At 68.8% G+C, this 15,504-nt stretch carries 16 protein-coding genes; 4 read left to right on the top strand and 12 right to left on the bottom strand.

What is annotated here, in order from left to right:
* Window positions 1-75: 75 nt before the first annotated feature.
* The 9 genes from R9X41_RS09905 to R9X41_RS09865 form a co-directional block, all read right to left on the bottom strand.
* Window positions 76-1,059 carry a tripartite tricarboxylate transporter substrate binding protein gene (locus tag R9X41_RS09905; RefSeq protein WP_318634695.1) on the bottom strand — a complete coding sequence of 328 codons (984 nt, stop codon included), beginning with the start codon at window positions 1,057-1,059 and terminating at the stop codon, window positions 76-78.
* A gap of 68 nt (window positions 1,060-1,127) precedes the next feature.
* Window positions 1,128-1,616, bottom strand: coding sequence for a 2,4'-dihydroxyacetophenone dioxygenase family protein (locus tag R9X41_RS09900; protein WP_318634694.1), 489 nt, complete (start codon window positions 1,614-1,616; stop codon window positions 1,128-1,130).
* Between the two features lie 21 nt (window positions 1,617-1,637).
* Window positions 1,638-2,369 (bottom strand): SDR family NAD(P)-dependent oxidoreductase, encoded by a 732-nt coding sequence (locus R9X41_RS09895; RefSeq protein WP_318634693.1) that lies wholly within the window; start codon window positions 2,367-2,369, stop codon window positions 1,638-1,640.
* Window positions 2,366-3,325 (bottom strand): sugar kinase, encoded by a 960-nt coding sequence (locus R9X41_RS09890; RefSeq protein WP_318634692.1) that lies wholly within the window; start codon window positions 3,323-3,325, stop codon window positions 2,366-2,368. The genes R9X41_RS09895 and R9X41_RS09890 overlap by 4 nt, the downstream gene beginning before the upstream one ends.
* 7 nt (window positions 3,326-3,332) lie before the next feature.
* Window positions 3,333-3,980 carry an RraA family protein gene (locus R9X41_RS09885; protein ID WP_318634691.1) on the bottom strand — a complete coding sequence of 216 codons (648 nt, stop codon included), beginning with the start codon at window positions 3,978-3,980 and terminating at the stop codon, window positions 3,333-3,335.
* Between the two features lie 30 nt (window positions 3,981-4,010).
* Complete coding sequence (locus R9X41_RS09880; RefSeq protein ID WP_318634690.1) at window positions 4,011-4,967, bottom strand: C-terminal binding protein; 957 nt, start codon at window positions 4,965-4,967, stop codon at window positions 4,011-4,013.
* The gene (locus tag R9X41_RS09875; protein ID WP_318634689.1) at window positions 4,964-5,950 is read right to left on the bottom strand and encodes a TRAP transporter substrate-binding protein; all 987 of its coding nucleotides are present in this window, start codon (window positions 5,948-5,950) and stop codon (window positions 4,964-4,966) included. The genes R9X41_RS09880 and R9X41_RS09875 overlap by 4 nt, the downstream gene beginning before the upstream one ends.
* A gap of 43 nt (window positions 5,951-5,993) precedes the next feature.
* Entirely contained in the window at window positions 5,994-7,271 is a 1,278-nt protein-coding gene (locus R9X41_RS09870) for a TRAP transporter large permease (RefSeq protein WP_318634688.1), read from the bottom strand.
* 21 nt (window positions 7,272-7,292) lie between these two features.
* Window positions 7,293-7,781: a TRAP transporter small permease gene (locus R9X41_RS09865; protein WP_318634687.1), complete on the bottom strand. Its 489-nt coding sequence runs from the start codon at window positions 7,779-7,781 to the stop codon at window positions 7,293-7,295.
* A 278-nt stretch (window positions 7,782-8,059) separates the two neighbouring features.
* Here R9X41_RS09865 and R9X41_RS09860 point away from each other — a divergent pair, with 278 nt between their 5' ends.
* From R9X41_RS09860 to R9X41_RS09845, 4 genes are all read left to right on the top strand, one after another.
* On the top strand, window positions 8,060-8,758 hold the full coding sequence (locus R9X41_RS09860; protein WP_318634686.1) for a GntR family transcriptional regulator: 699 nt from the start codon (window positions 8,060-8,062) through the stop codon (window positions 8,756-8,758).
* A 125-nt stretch (window positions 8,759-8,883) separates the two neighbouring features.
* Complete coding sequence (locus R9X41_RS09855) at window positions 8,884-11,103, top strand: 3-hydroxybutyrate oligomer hydrolase family protein (protein WP_318634685.1); 2,220 nt, start codon at window positions 8,884-8,886, stop codon at window positions 11,101-11,103.
* Between the two features lie 224 nt (window positions 11,104-11,327).
* Entirely contained in the window at window positions 11,328-12,548 is a 1,221-nt protein-coding gene (locus R9X41_RS09850) for a multidrug effflux MFS transporter (protein WP_318634684.1), read from the top strand.
* Between the two features lie 100 nt (window positions 12,549-12,648).
* Window positions 12,649-13,533, top strand: coding sequence for an alpha/beta hydrolase (locus R9X41_RS09845; RefSeq protein WP_318634683.1), 885 nt, complete (start codon window positions 12,649-12,651; stop codon window positions 13,531-13,533).
* Window positions 13,534-13,555: 22 nt separating this feature from the next.
* Here R9X41_RS09845 and R9X41_RS09840 read toward each other — a convergent pair whose 3' ends face one another.
* From R9X41_RS09840 to R9X41_RS09830, 3 genes are read right to left on the bottom strand one after another with little or no spacing between them, the layout of a single operon-like run.
* Window positions 13,556-13,924 (bottom strand): nuclear transport factor 2 family protein, encoded by a 369-nt coding sequence (locus R9X41_RS09840; protein ID WP_318634682.1) that lies wholly within the window; start codon window positions 13,922-13,924, stop codon window positions 13,556-13,558.
* Window positions 13,921-14,547 carry an FMN-binding negative transcriptional regulator gene (locus tag R9X41_RS09835; RefSeq protein ID WP_318634681.1) on the bottom strand — a complete coding sequence of 209 codons (627 nt, stop codon included), beginning with the start codon at window positions 14,545-14,547 and terminating at the stop codon, window positions 13,921-13,923. Before R9X41_RS09835 ends, R9X41_RS09840 begins: the two co-directional genes overlap by 4 nt.
* Window positions 14,548-14,576: 29 nt before the next feature.
* On the bottom strand, window positions 14,577-15,503 hold the full coding sequence (locus R9X41_RS09830; RefSeq protein ID WP_318634680.1) for a 2-hydroxyacid dehydrogenase: 927 nt from the start codon (window positions 15,501-15,503) through the stop codon (window positions 14,577-14,579).
* Window position 15,504 lies beyond the last annotated feature (1 nt).

Below are 15,504 nucleotides of genomic sequence, written 5' to 3'. Positions count from 1 at the left end.
ACGCCCGCCTGGGCAGGCGGGCGCTCGAACGCGGGGCGGCGCGTGGCGCGGCCGGAGCCGGCCGCGCGGGTTGCCTCAGTTGCGGATGTCGACCTTGCTCACCAGGTTGCGGAAGAAGGCGCTGTCCTTGGCGATCGCGGCTTTGAAGGTCTGGTCGTCGGCATAGGCGAACCCGAGGTTCTGCTTGTCGAGCACCTCGCGGAACGAGGGTTCGTTGGCGATCTGCTCGCTCGCCGTCTTCAGGTAGGCGATCACCTCGGGCGGCGTGTTCCTGGGCGCCGCCAGGCCGCGCCAGGTGCCGATCGACAGGTCGATGCCACGCTCCTTGAGGGTCGGCACCTTCTCGAAGCCCTTGACTCGCTGGTCGGCCATGACGGCGAGCGTCCTGAGCTTGCCCGCCTGTACGAAGGTCGTCACCTCCGCGGGGCTGACGGCCACCGCGTCGATGTGGCCGCCCATCAGGGCCAGCACCGCCGGCCCGCCGCCCTGGAACGGCGTGTGGTTGAACTTGACACCGGTCTTGTCTTCCAGCGCCGCGGCAGCCAGGTGCCAGATCGAGCCGTTGCCGGCATTGCCCATGCTGAGCTTGCCGCCCTGGGCCTTCGCGGCGGCAAGAAATTCCTCGATGCTGTTCCAGGGCGCGTCGGCGCGCACGGTGATCGCCGACGGATCGGCGTTCAACCGCGCGATCGGCGTGACGTCGTCAGCGGTGAATTTCGCCATGTTGAGCGGCGGCAAGGTCACCAGTTCTACCGTCACCACCGCGATGCGGTAGCCGTCGGGCCGGGAGGCGATCAGGTCCTGCCAGCCAATCGCGCCGCTGGCCCCGGGCTTGTTGACCACCAGCACGGTCTGCGCGATGTGCCTGCGGGCGGCGTCCGCATAGGCGCGCGCCACGGCGTCGGTGCCGCCACCGGGCTGGAAGGGCACGATCAGCTCGATCGGCTTATTGGGAAAGTCGCGTGCCTGTGCATGCGCGACACCCGAGGCGGCCAGGGCCGCCGCAGGCAGCCACGCCACGATGGCGCGACGGCTCGGCTGGAAAAAAGCCTTGTTCATGTTGGTCTCCGTTATTGGTTTTCCTCGCCTGAAACCTGTCGCATGCCGCCGGTCGGCGGCACCGGATGTCAGCGGATGAACCGGTCCACGTAATCGGCGCCCAGGCCGACCTCGCGGTAGTGCGCCCGGCACATCTCGATCTTGGAGAAGACATCCTCGTAGCCGGTCTGCCGGCCGTCGCCGTCGACGTAGATCAGTGCACCCTGTATGTTGAAGAAGGTGATCATTTCCTGTTCACCGGCGGTCTCGTCGACGACCAACGTGTGGATCTCGCCGGGCGGCTCGTACACGAACGACCCCTCGCTGGCGATCCAGTCGTGCTCCAGGTAGCGCCAGGCGCCCTTGAGCACGAAGCCGGTGACGGCGCTCGGGTGAATGTGGCGCGACAGCACCCCCGCGCGACGCACCCGCAACAGGTTGCACCAGCCGCCGGTGACGGTGTTGAACATGAGCGGCCGGAACCACACCAGCGGCGCCTGGGGCACCCAGATGCGCTCGTCGTCGGGCATGGCGGGAATGGCGATCTCGGGCTGAATGCCGGGGTGCTGCACGATCATGGGGAGTCTTTCGGTCGCGCTTCAGGCGACGAGGTAGCCGCCGTCCACGGGAACGATGGCGCCGGTAATGAACGAGGCCGCCGGCGAGGCCAGGAACAGCGCGGCCTGCGCCACGTCCTCCGGCTGGCCCCAGCGGTTCATGGGCGTGCGCGCCACGATGGCGCCGCTGCGGGCCGCGTCGTCCTGCAGCACGTTGGTCAGGCGCGTGGCGATGTAGCCGGGCGCCAGGGCGTTCACCCGGACGCCCTCGGCCGCATAGGCCATGGCCAACGACTTGGTGAGCTGCGCCACGCCGCCCTTGCTCGCCGCATACGCCGGCACGCCGGCACTGCCGAAGAAGCTCAGCATCGACGCGATATTGACGATGGAGCCCCCGCTGCGCGCCAGGGCCGGGCGCGCCGCATGGCAGCTGCGCATCATGCCGACCAGGTTGACGTCGACCACTTCGGCGAAGACCTCGGGATCGTGCTCGGCCAGGTCGCGCCGGGTGATGCCCGCACAGTTGACCAGCACGTCGACCGGGCGCGCCTCGAACAGGGCGCGCATCGCGGCCGCGTCGCGCACGTCGACGGCGACGCCCTCGAAACCGTTTTCGGACACCAGCGCGGCGTCGACCTCGGCGGCGATGGCGCCGGTGACGAGCAGGCGCGCACCGTGGGCGGCGAAAGCCCGGGCGATGCCCAGGCCGATGCCGCTGGTGCCGCCGACCACCACCACCTGGCGGCCGAGGTACAGGTCTTTCTCGAAAGTCATGCGGCTGCTTCGGTTCGGTTCAGGAAATCCACCACCTCGCAGGCCTTCGGAATCGGTGCGATGGCGCCGAATCCACGGGTCGACAGGGCGGCGGCGGCGTTGGCGTAGCGGCTCGCCGCGACGATGTCGTCACCGCTGGCCAGCCGCGCCAGCAGGGCGCCGGCGAAACAGTCGCCCGCGCCGGTGGCGTCCACGCAGTCGACCGCATGGCCGGCGAAATGGTGATCGGCGCCAGCCGCATGCACCGTGGCGCCGAGCGCGCCGAGTTTGAGCACCACGGTGCGCGCGCCCCAGGCCAGCAGCACGTCGCGCATGGCGTCGGGCGTCTGCTCGCCGGTGAGCACCGAGGCGTCGTCGGAGCTGACGAGCAGGATGTCGGACAGGCCGACGCTTTCGCGGATGACTGCCCGGGCGCGCTCCAGCGGCCACAGACGCAGCCGCAGGTTGGGGTCGTAGGCCACCGGCACGCCGCGCTCGCGGGCCAGGTTCATCGCCACGAAGCTCGCGTCGCAGGCGCTGGTGCTGATCGCCTGGGTGATGCCCGAAACGTGCAGGAAAGCGGCGCCGTCCAGCGCCGCCGGCGTCACCGAACCCGGGCCGATGCGGCTCGCCGCGCTGCCGGCCCGCAGGTAGCCGAACTGGTGGCCGGCCTGGCCGTGGGTGACGAAATACACGCCGGTCGGCGCCTGCGGATCGACAAGCACCTGCGAGGTGTCCACGCCTTCGCGCTTCCAGAGATCGATCAGCATGGCGCCGAAGGTATCGTCACCGATGGCCGAGATGTAGCGGGTTTGCACTCCCTGCCGGGCGGCCGCGACCAGGCAATTGGCGGTGTCGCCACCGAAGCCCTGCACGTACTGCGGCTCGCCGGGGCGGGCCTGGTTGAATTCGATCATCGCCTCGCCGATGGAGACGATGCACCCGGGGCGGCGGGCGGCCTGGCTGGCTTGACTCATGGTGCCTTCAGATGCGGCCGTACTTGGCCAGGCCGGTGCGCAGGGAGCGTTCCGCGATGATCAGCCTGGCCTGCTCCAGCTCGCGCTCGTCGATCTCGATGGACGCGTCGAGCACCTCCTGCGCCAGGTCCTTGGGCACCACCACCACGCCGTCGATGTCGGCCACGATGATGTCGCCGGGATGCACCACCACGCCGCCGACCACCACCGGCACCTGCGATGCCACCGTGCGGTAGCGGCCGAGCGTGGTGCCCGGGCTGACCTCGCGGGCATAGACCGGGAAGTCGTAGTCGCGCCGGATCTCGCCGAGATCGCGCACCGCGCCGTCGAGGATGGCGCCCACGTGCTCGTTGGCCACCGCGCCGGCCGTCATCAGGCCGCCCCAGACCGCCACGTTGGGCTCGCCGCCGCCGATGGAAATGACCACCACACTGCCACGCGGCGCTTCGTCGATCAGGTCCAGCGCATGCTGCGGTGGCAGGAATTCGTCGGTGGCGGCTTCCAGCACGGTGACGGCGGGGCCGACGACGCGCTTGTCCACCGTGCGCGGCTTGATGCTCGCGTCCATGTAGCCGCGCTTGCCGGTGAGCTTGTCGACCGCGTCGGCCACCGATGCGACAGCGACTTTGGAAAAGCCTTCGAGGAGATCTTTCATGGAATGGTCCTGTTGATGTGCGTTGGAATGTCAGGGGTTGAGCCAGTGCAGCGGCCGCTGCCCGGCGAGGATGCGGGCGCCCTCCTCGGCCGTCTTGCGCTGCAAATCGCGCATCGACTCCTCGCTGTACCAGCCGATGTGGTCGGAGAGCACGACGTTGTCGAGCGTGAAGATGGGGTGGTCGAACGCGGGCGGCTCGGCCTCGAACACGTCGAGCCCGGCGCCCAGCAGCCGGCCGGCGGCCAGTGTTTGGTGCAGAGCGTCGATGTCGACCAGTCCGCCGCGCGAGGTGTTCACCAGGATGGCGTCGTCACGCATGGTCGCCAGCCGCGCGGCGTTCACCAGGTGGCGGGTCTGCGGAGTGAGTGGCGCATGCAGCGAGACCACGTCGCTTTGAGCGAAAACGTCGTCGACCGAGGCGGCCTGCACCTCCGGCGGCAGGGTGGCCGACGGGTCGCTCACCAGCACGCGGGCGAATCCGTAGCCGGCAAGCTTCTCGTGGGTCTGGCGGGCGATGCGGCCGTAGCCGATCAGCCCCAGCGTGCGGCCACGCAGGCGCAGCATCGGCCGGCTGCGCGGCGCGTTCCAACGCCCTTCACGAAGGTGCCGGTCGCGCTGCGTGATCTGCCGCATCACGGCCAGCAGCAGGGCCACCGCATGGGTGCTCACCTCGTCGATGCCGTAGTCGGGCACATTGGCCACGGCGATGCCGCGTTCGCGAGCGGCCGGCTGGTCGATGTTGTCCACGCCGATGCCCGAGCGCACGATGCCGCGGCAGACGTCCATGGCGCCGATCACCGCGCGGGTCACCGGTGTCTCGCGCACGATGACCACGTCGGCGCCGCGCACCGCGGCCATCGCGCGGGTTTCGTCGCCTTCGCAGGCGCGGATCTCGAAGCGGGCGCCGGCTGCGCCGAAGATGGCTTCTTCCTGGTCGTAGGACGAATAGCCGCCGTCGAGCGCGACCACCAGAGGCTGTCGGCTCACTTCAGCGATTCCTGCAGCTTGCCCATGTCCACGCCAAGCTCGGCGACGTATTTGTCTACCACCGGCTTGACCGCGGTGCGCAGGCGGGCGAGTTCGGCCGGCGGCAGTTCGTTGATCTGCAGGCCCTTGGCCTTGAGCGCGGCCATCAGCCGGGTCTCTTCCTTACGCTCGAGCTCGCGCATGAATTTGCTGGCCTCGGTGGCGGCCTGGCGAACGGCGGTGCGGTCGGCTTCGGAGAGCTTGTCGAACCACTTCTTGCTGCCCACCACGATGAAGGGCGAATACACGTGGCCGGTGAGCGACAGGTATTTCTGCACTTCGTAGAACTTGCCGGAGTCGATGAGTCCGACCGGGTTCTCCTGCGCGTCGACCGCCCGCGATTCGAGTGCGCCATACAGCTCGGTGTAGGGCAGCGGCAAGGGGTTGGCGCCCAGGGCCTTGAAGGTGTCGATGAAGACCGGGTTCTGGATCACCCGGATCTTCAGGCCGGCCAGGTCTTCGAGCTTGTTGATGGGGTGCTTGGAATTGGTGACGCTGCGAAAGCCGTTTTCCTGGTAGCCCAGCCCGACCAGGCCCACGCTGTCGAGTCGGGCCAGCAACGCCTGGCCTTGGGGCCCATCGAGCAGTGCGTCGGCCTCCCTGTAATTGGTGACCAGATAAGGCAGGTCGAACAGCGCGAAACCCTTGATGAGGCCGACGAAATTCGAGGTCGGGCCGGTCATGAATTCGAGCGTGCCGCCCTGCACCTGCGACTGCAGCGAGGGGTCGGAACCGAGCTTGCCGCTGCCGTAGGTGTTGACCGTGATGCGGCCGCCGGTCTTGGCCTTGACCAGCTCGGCGAACTTGCGTGCGGCCACGCCCTGGGGATGGTCTTCGGTGGCGCCGTAGGCGTACTTGGCGACCGTCTGGGCCTGCGTGCCGCCGGCCGCGAGCACGCCCGCCGCGCCGAACGCCAGGGCGATCTTGGAAAGGAATCGGTTCATGTCTTGTCTCCAGTTGGTTGTAGGTTTGGATGGCGTCGTCGTCTCAATGCATCCAGCGCAGCGGCCCCAGCACGAGCACCGGGAACAGGCTCATGAGGATCAGCACCACGAATTCCGCGAACAGGAAAGGCAGCACGCCGCGGATGACGTCGTCCATCGGCACCTTGCCGACCGAGCAGACGACGTTGAGCACATTGCCCACCGGCGGCGTCAGCAGGCCGATGGCGTTGTTCATCACGAAGATCACGCCGAAGTACACCGGGTCGATGCCCGCCTGCTTGACCAGCGGCATCAGCACCGGCGCCAGGATCAGGATGGTGGGCGTGAAGTCGAGCGCGGTGCCCACTACCAGCACGATGACCTGCATGAACACCATCAGCAGCACCGGCCGGTCGATGAAGGGCTGCAGTAGCGAGATGAGCTGGTCCGGGATGTTGGCCACCGTGATCAGCCAGGCCGAGATGAGCGCGGCGGCCACCAGGAACATCACCACCGCCGACGTCCGGGCCGCCGCCACCATGCCGTGATAGAGCTTGGCGCCGCTCAGTTCGCCATAGGCGAAGCGGCCGATGAGCGCGGCGGCCACCACCGCAACCACGCCGGCCTCGGTGGGTGTGAACACGCCGAATTTCACGCCGACGATGATGATCAGCGGCAGGATCAGCGCCCAGCCCGCCTGGCGCACCGACGCGACCGTCTCCGACCGCGACTTGCGCGCCAGCACCGGCGAGGCGTCCTGGCGGCACAGCAGCCACCAGGTGATCATCAGCGCCAGCGCCATGGTCAACCCCGGCACGATGCCGGCGATGAACAGCTTGCTGACCGACACGCCCGCCACCGCACCGAAGAGCACCAGCCCGATCGAGGGCGGCACCACCGGCGCGATCACGCCGCCGGCGGCCAGCAGGCCGGCCGAGCGCGGCACGTTGTAGCCGGCGTTGCGCATCATCGGAATCAGCAGCGCGGCCAGGGCCGCGGTGTCGGCGATCGCCGAGCCCGACAGGCTGGCCAGCACCAGCGCCGCGATGATCGCCACGTAGCCCAGGCCGCCGCGCACATGCCCCACCAGGCTCAGCAGCGCCTCGACGATGCGGCGCGACAGGCCGCCGGCATTCATGAGCTCGCCGGCCAGCAGGAAGAACGGCACGGCCATGAGCGGATAGCTGTCGGCGCCGTCGACCAGGTTCTGCGCCAGCACCTGCGCGTCGAAGATGCCCACCTGCCACATCAGCGCGGCGCCGCAGACCATCAGCGCGAAGGCGATCGGCATGCCCAGGGACATCGCCGCGAGCAGGGAGGAGATGAAGATGAAGACAGTCATGTCCGGTGGCTCTCTCGACGCTTATTCGGTGGCCGAGCGCTGCTCGAACTGGTGCAGGGGCGCGCCGCTCAGCAGCCGCCAGAGGTCGCGCAGGATCAGCAGGCCCAGGCAGACGCCGGCCGTCACCGCGGCGGCGTAGATGGCGCCGCGCGGAATGCCGGAGACCGGCGCGAAGTTATGCAGGTTGATCAGCGTCTGGTTCCATCCGCCGATCACCATCAGCACGCAGCAGCCGAGCATCAGGAAAGCCGAGGCGATGGCCACGCCGCGCTGGGCCGGTGCGGGCAGGCGGCTGGTGAGCGTTTCCATCGCGATGTGGCCGCGCTGCGCGAACGCGAGGATGGCGCCGAGAAAGGTGATCCACACGAAGAGAAAGCGCGACACCTCCTCCGAGAAGGTGATGCCCGAGGAGAAGCCATAGCGCAGCACCACGTTGCCGAACACCATCAGCACCATGCCGGCCAGGCCGGCAACCAACACCAGTTCGGCGAGCTTCTGCAATCTTTTCATGGCTGTCCCCGAGGCCGGATGCATGCCGGACCCACGTCGTTGTTGTTGTGACGGATCGGATCGTATCTAACATATCAGATCTGCCATTAGTGGAAAACCCGTGTCTGCCTGGCCATCGGCGTCAATGACGCGCCGGGGTGTTTTCCGGGACAATGCGCAACCAATACAGCGATGTGCGTGTCGCTGCTGTCTGCCACAGCAGATGAACAACCCCAACATTTCGTCTCAATTCCCGCAGGCCGGGTGCTAGCATTTGCCAATCCCACAGAAGGCGTCCCATGAACTTCACCGAACCCGTCGAACGCCCCAAGTCGCTCACCGACCTGGCGGTCGAGCGCATCCGCAACGCCATCGTCACCGGCCCGCTGCAGTTCGGGCAGGCCCTGTCGGAATCGGGCGTGGCGGCGATGCTGGGCATGAGCAAGACTCCCGTGCGCGAGGCCTTGCTGCGGCTGCGTCTCGAAGGGCTGGTGGCCATCCATCCCCAGCGCGGCACCTTCGTGTTCCAGCTCAACGAGACCGAGGTGGCGCACATCTGTCAGTTCCGCTCGATGATCGAGTGCGAGGCGCTGGCCGACGCGATGAAGCACAACCACGCCGCGCTGGTGCAGGCGCTCGACCGCTGCCTCGACGACATGGGCGCGGCCTTCGCCCGCAACGACCACGCCGCTTTTCCGCGCCTGGACACCGAATTCCACAGCGCCCTGGTCGAGCACTGCGACAACGGCTACCTGAAGGACGCGGCCAAGCTGATCTCCGCCCAGATCACCGCCCTGCGCTACCGCCTGCCGGTCGAGAACGAGCAGGTCACCCACTGCCAGGACAACCACCAGGTGGTGGTCGAGGCGATCCGCAACCTCGACACCCGGCGCGCGCAGACCATCCTGCGGGGCCACATCCAGAGCACCCGCGACGCCTACCTGATCGCCTGCCGCAGCCAGGTCGCGCCGCGCGAGGCGCTCGCCGGCGCGCACTGACCGGCGCCCTGCCCGCTGCACGGCCGCATGGGCCGGCGCGACGATGTCCACCATCGCGTTAACGCTAGTGCGTCCGCGCCCGTTTGCGGCTTTGATATGCGCCGTACAAAAAAACGGAGACGACGATGCGGACTTCCCTTCCGGACCCAGCCCGACAGCCGAGCCATAAACTGCGCCCCGGCCTGGGCGCCCTGGCCACCCTGCCCGCCCTGCTGCTGGCGGCCTGCGGCGGCAGCAACGACGCCACGGGAGTCAACACGCTGCCGGCCAACCTCACGCCGGTCAGCGTCACCGTCTTTTCCGCTACCGCGCCGGCTGCCGGCAACAGCGCCGCCACCCAGGACCTGCTCACCGGCGGGCTCGGCCGCACCGGGCTGGCGGCGGCGGCCCCGGCCTATGCCGATCCCGCGGCACCCACCGCGCTGGAGTTGCGCCGCAACGCGATCCACAGCAACTACCGTGGGCTGGTCGACATCACCGTGGCCGGCGGCTTCGGCACGTTCTACGGCCCCAACGTGGGCACCGACGGCGTTGCGACCACCGGCGAGGGCCTGATTCCCGGACGTGAATACCTGGCAGTGCTCGACGACGGCAGCGGCCGCAAGCGGGTGCCGGTCGCCGTCCAGGTGCCCGACAGCTTCGATACGGCCGCGCCGTGCATCGTGCTCGGGCCGTCGTCGGGCTCGCGCGGGCTCTACGGCGCCATCGGCACCTCGGCCGAATGGGGTCTGAAGCACGGCTGCGCAGTGGCCCTCACCGATGCCGGCAAGGGCGTCGGCATCTACGACCCGACCGACGACACGGTGAACCGCGTCGACGGCCCCCGGGCCACGCGCGCCGCCGCCGGTGCTCTGTCGCACTTCGCCGCCAACATCACCGACGCGGCCCGTGCCGCCTACAACGCGCTGCTGCCCAACCGCCTGGCGCTCAAGCAGGTGCATTCGCAGCTCAACCCCGAGAAGGATTGGGGCAACGACACCCTGGCCGCGGCCGCCTACGCCCTTTATGTGCTCAACGTGCGCTTCGGCACCGACGGCAATCCGGCACCGTTCACCTCGGCCAACACGCTGGTGATCGCCGGCTCGGTTTCCAATGGCGGCGCCGCCGTGCTGCATGCCGCCGAGCAGGACACCAACAGCCTCATCGACGGCGTGGTGGCAGGCGAACCGGTCACCGAGATGCCCACCACTGCCGGCTACGGCATCACGGTCGGGGGCGCGGCCGTGGCGACCTACGGCAGGACGCTCGCCGACTTCACCACCTTCGGCAACGTCTACCAGCCCTGCGCCGCTCTGGCCGCACCGGCGACCATGACCGAAACGTCGGTCTTCAATTACCTCGCTTTCTCGGGCCAGACCGCTCGCGCCACCGCCCGCTGCGCAGGCTTGGCGGCCAAGGGCCTGGTGACCGGTGCCGACACCGCCGCGCAGGCGCTGGACGCCTTGAACAAATTGCGCAATTTCGGCTGGACCGCCGACAGCGACCTGCTGCACAACGCCCACTACGGCCTGGGCAACGGCCCCATCCTGTCGGCCATGTACCCGCTGAGCTACGGCCGCTTCTCGGTGCTCGACAACGTCTGCAACACCAGCTTTGCCCAGGTCGACGGCACCGGCGCTCCGGTGCGGGCCAACGCCAACACCCTGGCGCAGAGCTTCGCGCTGGCCAACGGCACCTCCAACGGCACGCCGGCGTCGGTCGTCTACAACGACTCGGTGGGCGGCGCGCGGGTATGGAACATCGCCACCTCGGTGTCGACCAACGCGCAGGACTTCGGCCTGGACAACGCCCTGTGCCAGCGCGCGCTGGTCACCGGCGTCGACGAGACCGGCGCATCGCTGACGGCCACCGCCACCTCCACCCGACCCACCCTGGCGCAGAGCCAGGCGGTGCGCGCCGGCATCGCCGAAGTGCTGCTCAACGGCCGGCTGGGCGCCAAACCTACGCTGATCGTGGCCGGCCGCAACGACACGCTGATCCCGCTCAACAACAACGCCCGCGCCTACACCGCGCTCAACCGCGCGCTGGAGTCGTCGAGCACCCGGCTCGGCTACATCGAGGTGACCAACGCCCAGCATTTCGACGGCTTCCTGTCGCTGTCGGGCTTCGACAACCGCTTCGTGCCGTTGCATGTGTACTTCGTCCGCGCCATGGACGCGATGTACGCCAACCTGCGCAGCGGCGCCGCCCTGCCACCGAGCCAGGTGGTGCGCGCCACGCCGCGCGGTGGCTCGCCCGGCGCGGCACCGGCGCTCACCGCCGCCAACGTGCCGGCGATCGCCACGGCGCCGGCGGCGGCCGACCGGATCGGATTCAGCGGCAGTTCGTTGAACGTGCCGCAGTGACACGCATTGGCAAGCAGGGCTTGACGATGCTTCAAGCCTTTGCCGTCTAGTGCGAGCAGGCCGCGCTGTTTAGAGTCGACCGCTTTGGCGGCATTGGCCTCGGGCCATCGCCGCTCCAGCGGAACTCCCTTCATGAAAATCCCCGGCTACGCGGCCCCCATCGCCTCCACCACTTTCCTTACAGGCAATCCCCTCGCCCTGTCCCGGCGCGAGCAGGCGGCCTGATGTCCCCATCGACCACCATGACGCCGCCCGCACCGGCGAGCGAGCTGCGCCTGCTGCTGGTGCTGGGCGCGCTGATGGCCTTCACCTCGCTGTCCACCGACATCTACCTGCCCGCCATGCCACGCATGCAACGCGACCTGCTGGGCGACATCGAGCTGACCATCACCAGCTTTCTCGTCGGTTTCGCGCTGGCGCAGCTCTTCTGGGGACCGGTCAGCGACCGCATTGGACGACTGCGCCCGCTGGTGCTGGGAGTGGGCATCTTCGTGGTCGGCTCGATCGGCTGCGCGATGTCGCAGACCATGGGGCAGATGGTCTTCTGGCGCATGTTCCAGGCCTTCGGTGCCTGCACCGGACCCATGCTGGCCCGCGCCATGGTGCGCGACCTCTACCCCCGCACCATGGCGGCGCAGACGCTGTCGACGCTCACCATGATCATGGCGATCGCACCCATCGTCGGGCCGCTGCTGGGCGGGCAGATCGTGCGCCTGGGCTCCTGGCATCTCATCTTCTGGCTGCTGGCCGCCATCGGCGTGGTCATGTTGATGGCCTTGCGGCGGCTGCCGGAATCGCTGCCCGTCGAACGCCGCACCACCTCGCGCCTGCGCGTGGCCTTCGCCGACTACCGCGGGCTGCTCGGAAACCGTGTCTTCATGCGCTACACGCTGTGCGTGACGCTGTTCTACGTCAGCGCCTACGCATTCATCGCAGGCTCCCCACGCGCCTACATCGAGTATTTCGACGTGTCGCCGCAGCACTACGGCTGGCTGTTCGCGATCAACATCGTCGGGCTGATGGCGGTGAGCTTCGTCAACCGCCGGCTGGTCGGCCGTTACCGGCTCGACACCCTGCTGCGCGGCGCCACGGCCGTGGCGGCACTCGCGATGCTGGCGGCGGCAGGACTGACGCTTCTGCAGGTCGGCGGCCTGCCGGCCATCGTGGTGCCGGTGCTGCTGTTCTTTTCGATGAACGGCATCATCGCGGCGAGCGCGACCGCCGCCGCGCTCGACGCCGTGGTGCCCGAACTCGCCGGCTCGGCCGCTGCGCTGATCGGCTCGCTGCAGTACGGCAGCGGCATCGTGTCCTCGCTGCTGCTGGCCGCGCTGCCCGACAAGACGCCGCGCGCGTTGGTCCTGGTGATGCTCGTTTTTGCAGCAGCCTCAGCCCTGGCCGCGTTCTGGCGGCGTGGAGGCAGCGTGTTGAAGACGTCTGCTGACTAAAGCAGATAGGGCCACCGCGAACCGCCTGACTTCCAGGATCGAACCGGCGACCGTTGCTGGCGCCCCTCATCCAACCCGGCCGGCGGTGCGTAGGGTTGTCATGATTCATGCCACCTACCTGCCACGACGCACGCTCCTCGCGGCTGCTGCCGCCCCGCTGCTGACCGGCTGTTCCGCCGTCCAGGTGCTTGACGCACTGGTGCCGCGCGACAACTACCGCGCCGACATTGGACTGGCCTACGGCGCGCTCTCTCGGCAGCGCATCGACGTGTACCAGCCAAGCAGATCGGCGGCGGCGGCATCACCCCGGCCGCCGCTGGTCGTGTTTTTCTACGGCGGCAACTGGACGACCGGCCAGCGCGCCGACTACCGCTTCGTCGGCGAGGCGCTGGCCGGCGCGGGTGCGGTGGTGGCGATTCCGGATTACCGGCTCAGTCCCGGCGTGCGGTATCCGACCTTCCTGGAAGACTGCGCGCAGGCGGTGCGCTGGGCCGTGAACCATGCCGACCGCTACGGCGCCGACCCCGACCGGCTGGTGCTCATGGGGCACAGCGCGGGCGCCTACAACGCTGCCATGCTGGCGCTCGACCCGCGCTGGCTGCAGGCGGTCGGCCTGTCGCCACGCCGAGTCTCGGCCTGGATCGGGCTGGCGGGCCCTTATGACTTTCTGCCGATCGATGAGCCGATGACCCGAGCGGCCTTCGAATGGCCCGCGACGCCGGCCGACTCCCAGCCCATCGCCCACGTCACGCCGCAGTCACCACCCGCCCTGCTGCTGGCGGCCGATCGGGACGACACCGTCGATCCCGACCGCAACAGCGCCGGCCTGGCGGAGCGACTGCGTGCGGCCGGGGTCGAGGTGAGTTTCAAGCGCTATCCGCGGGTGAACCACGTGACCCTGGTGGGCAGCCTGGGCACGCCCTTGCGCTGGATGGCGCCAGTGCGCCGCGACGTCTTGCGCTTCCTGGGCCTGGTGGCCAGTTAGGCGCCGCGCCCCGGGGCGGATCTCAGGGGCTTTCGCAGTAGCTCTTGGCGACGATCTGCCACCGGCCTTCGAAGTGGATGAAAGACAGGTAGTCGACGTAAGCCTTGGGCGCGAACAGGCAGGCGATCTTCACCATGGCGTTGACCGGGCCGGTGCGGTCGATCATCAGGATCCGGTCGGCGCGCGGCGCACCGAGCGACTGCGGCGACGGCCGTGCGGCCACCTTGGCGAACCAATCCGGCACCGGCAAGGCCACGAGCGCGCCCTCAGCGGCGATGAAAAGACTGGCCTTGTGATGGAAGACGCGGCCGAGCTTTTCGACGTCGCCCTCGTAGAGCCCGTCGAAGTAATGCTGCACGGCCGTTTCGATGGCCTGGATGTCGGAGCTCATGGTTTTTCTCGCTTGCGCATGAATGCGGCGGTCGCGCGGTCGTCGAGGTCGGTCGAGCTTTCCAGCGCGCGGATGACGCCCTGGCGGTCGGCCGGTGATTTGTCCTGGTTGAACTTGTATTTGCCTTCCAGCGACTCGATGGGAATGCGCACCGCGACGATGGCCCGCAGCCGCGTGGCGATCATCTCGGCCGGCATCTCCGGAAAGCGCCAGGCGCCGCCCAGGGGCTCGTCGTACTGGCGCACGGTGCGGTCGAGCACCTCGCGCACCGCCTCCGGGCCTTCCATACAGGCGGGCGTGCCACGGGCGTGGATGGCCGCGTAGTTCCAGGTCGGAAAGGTGAGCTGGTTGTCATACCAGCTCGGCGATATGAAGGCGTGCGGGCCCTGGAAGATCACCAGCGCGGGGCAGCCGGCCAGCAGGTCGGCCAGTTGGCCGTTGGCGCGTGCGAGGTGCGTGGTGAGCGTGCCATGGGGGCTGTCGTCGGCGTCGAGCAGAAACGGCAGGTGGGTGGCCTGCGTGCCCGACGCGCCGTGGGTGACGAGGGTGGCGAAGCTCCACTCGCGCATGTGGCGGTGCAGCTCTGCCCGATCGTGGTTTTCGTAGGCTTTGGGTGTGTACATGAGGTCTTGGATGGCGGTTGCGCCGGTCTTCAGTAGCCGCGCCCGGCGTCCACCTGGTTGAGCAGCGGCTGGCCGCTGTGCAGGCGGCGGATGTTCTCGGACACCTGCTGTACCACGGCCTGCGGCAAGGCCATGGTGGCCATGTGCGGCGTGACGACGATCTGCGGCATGTCCCACAGCGGGCTGACCGCCTCGAGCGGTTCCTGGGGAAACACATCGAGCACGGCGCCACGCAGATGGCCGCTGTGCAGCGCGGCAACGAGGTCGTCCGCGACCAGGTGCTCGCCCCGGCCGCAGCCGATCACGCAGGCACCCTGCGGCAGGCGCTCGAAGAGCTCCCGGCCGAGGATCGCGCGGGTGTCGTCGGTCAGCGGCAGCAGGTTGACGAGGATGTCGGTGGCGCCGAGAAAGTCCTGCAGGCCGTCCTGGCCGGCGTGGGTCGTCACGCCGTCGATGGCGTGCAGGCCGCGCGACCAGCCGGACACGGCATAGCCCTCGGCCAGCAGCTTGGCCGCCACGGCGCGGCCGAGCGCGCCCAGGCCCATCACGCCGACACGGCATTCCGCGGCCGGCCGCAGCTTGGGCCGGCTCCAGTGATGGTCGCGTTGCTGGCGCAAGGCGATGTCGAAGCCGCGATGGAAGTGCAGCACGGCCCACATCACGTACTCGACCATGCCGCGCGTCAGGCCCTCGTCGACCACCCGGCACACCGGCAGACCGGCGCTTGCGGCGCCGGGCAGGATGTTGTCGACGCCCGCTGCGATGCTGTGCACCAGCCGCAGCCGTGGCATGCGTTCGTACAGGCCGGGCGGCGTGTTCCAGCAGACGGCCACCTCGGCATCGAGGCAGGCCGGGTCGGGCCAGACCGAATAGCGCGCCTGCGGCAAGGCGTGTTGCAGCATCGGCCCCAGGTATTCGAGCTTCGAGGTCTGGCTGAGCAAGGCAATGTGGGTCATC

Source organism: Xylophilus sp. GOD-11R (assembly GCF_033546935.1).
Taxonomy (GTDB): domain Bacteria; phylum Pseudomonadota; class Gammaproteobacteria; order Burkholderiales; family Burkholderiaceae_C; genus Xylophilus.
Note: the sequence above shows the minus strand (reverse complement) of the source record. Positions and strands in the feature narration are given on the sequence as shown.

Coding starts and splice junctions, on each gene's coding strand:
- R9X41_RS09840 (WP_318634682.1), bottom strand. CDS start 13,924: ATGAGCTCCGACATCCAGGCCATCGAAACGGCCGTGCAGCATTACTTC.
- R9X41_RS09900 (WP_318634694.1), bottom strand. CDS start 1,616: ATGATCGTGCAGCACCCCGGCATTCAGCCCGAGATCGCCATTCCCGCC.
- R9X41_RS09875 (WP_318634689.1), bottom strand. CDS start 5,950: ATGAACCGATTCCTTTCCAAGATCGCCCTGGCGTTCGGCGCGGCGGGC.
- R9X41_RS09855 (WP_318634685.1), top strand. CDS start 8,884: ATGCGGACTTCCCTTCCGGACCCAGCCCGACAGCCGAGCCATAAACTG.
- R9X41_RS09890 (WP_318634692.1), bottom strand. CDS start 3,325: ATGAGTCAAGCCAGCCAGGCCGCCCGCCGCCCCGGGTGCATCGTCTCC.
- R9X41_RS09870 (WP_318634688.1), bottom strand. CDS start 7,271: ATGACTGTCTTCATCTTCATCTCCTCCCTGCTCGCGGCGATGTCCCTG.
- R9X41_RS09830 (WP_318634680.1), bottom strand. CDS start 15,503: ATGACCCACATTGCCTTGCTCAGCCAGACCTCGAAGCTCGAATACCTG.
- R9X41_RS09850 (WP_318634684.1), top strand. CDS start 11,328: ATGTCCCCATCGACCACCATGACGCCGCCCGCACCGGCGAGCGAGCTG.
- R9X41_RS09845 (WP_318634683.1), top strand. CDS start 12,649: ATGATTCATGCCACCTACCTGCCACGACGCACGCTCCTCGCGGCTGCT.
- R9X41_RS09860 (WP_318634686.1), top strand. CDS start 8,060: ATGAACTTCACCGAACCCGTCGAACGCCCCAAGTCGCTCACCGACCTG.
- R9X41_RS09835 (WP_318634681.1), bottom strand. CDS start 14,547: ATGTACACACCCAAAGCCTACGAAAACCACGATCGGGCAGAGCTGCAC.
- R9X41_RS09885 (WP_318634691.1), bottom strand. CDS start 3,980: ATGAAAGATCTCCTCGAAGGCTTTTCCAAAGTCGCTGTCGCATCGGTG.
- R9X41_RS09865 (WP_318634687.1), bottom strand. CDS start 7,781: ATGAAAAGATTGCAGAAGCTCGCCGAACTGGTGTTGGTTGCCGGCCTG.
- R9X41_RS09905 (WP_318634695.1), bottom strand. CDS start 1,059: ATGAACAAGGCTTTTTTCCAGCCGAGCCGTCGCGCCATCGTGGCGTGG.
- R9X41_RS09895 (WP_318634693.1), bottom strand. CDS start 2,369: ATGACTTTCGAGAAAGACCTGTACCTCGGCCGCCAGGTGGTGGTGGTC.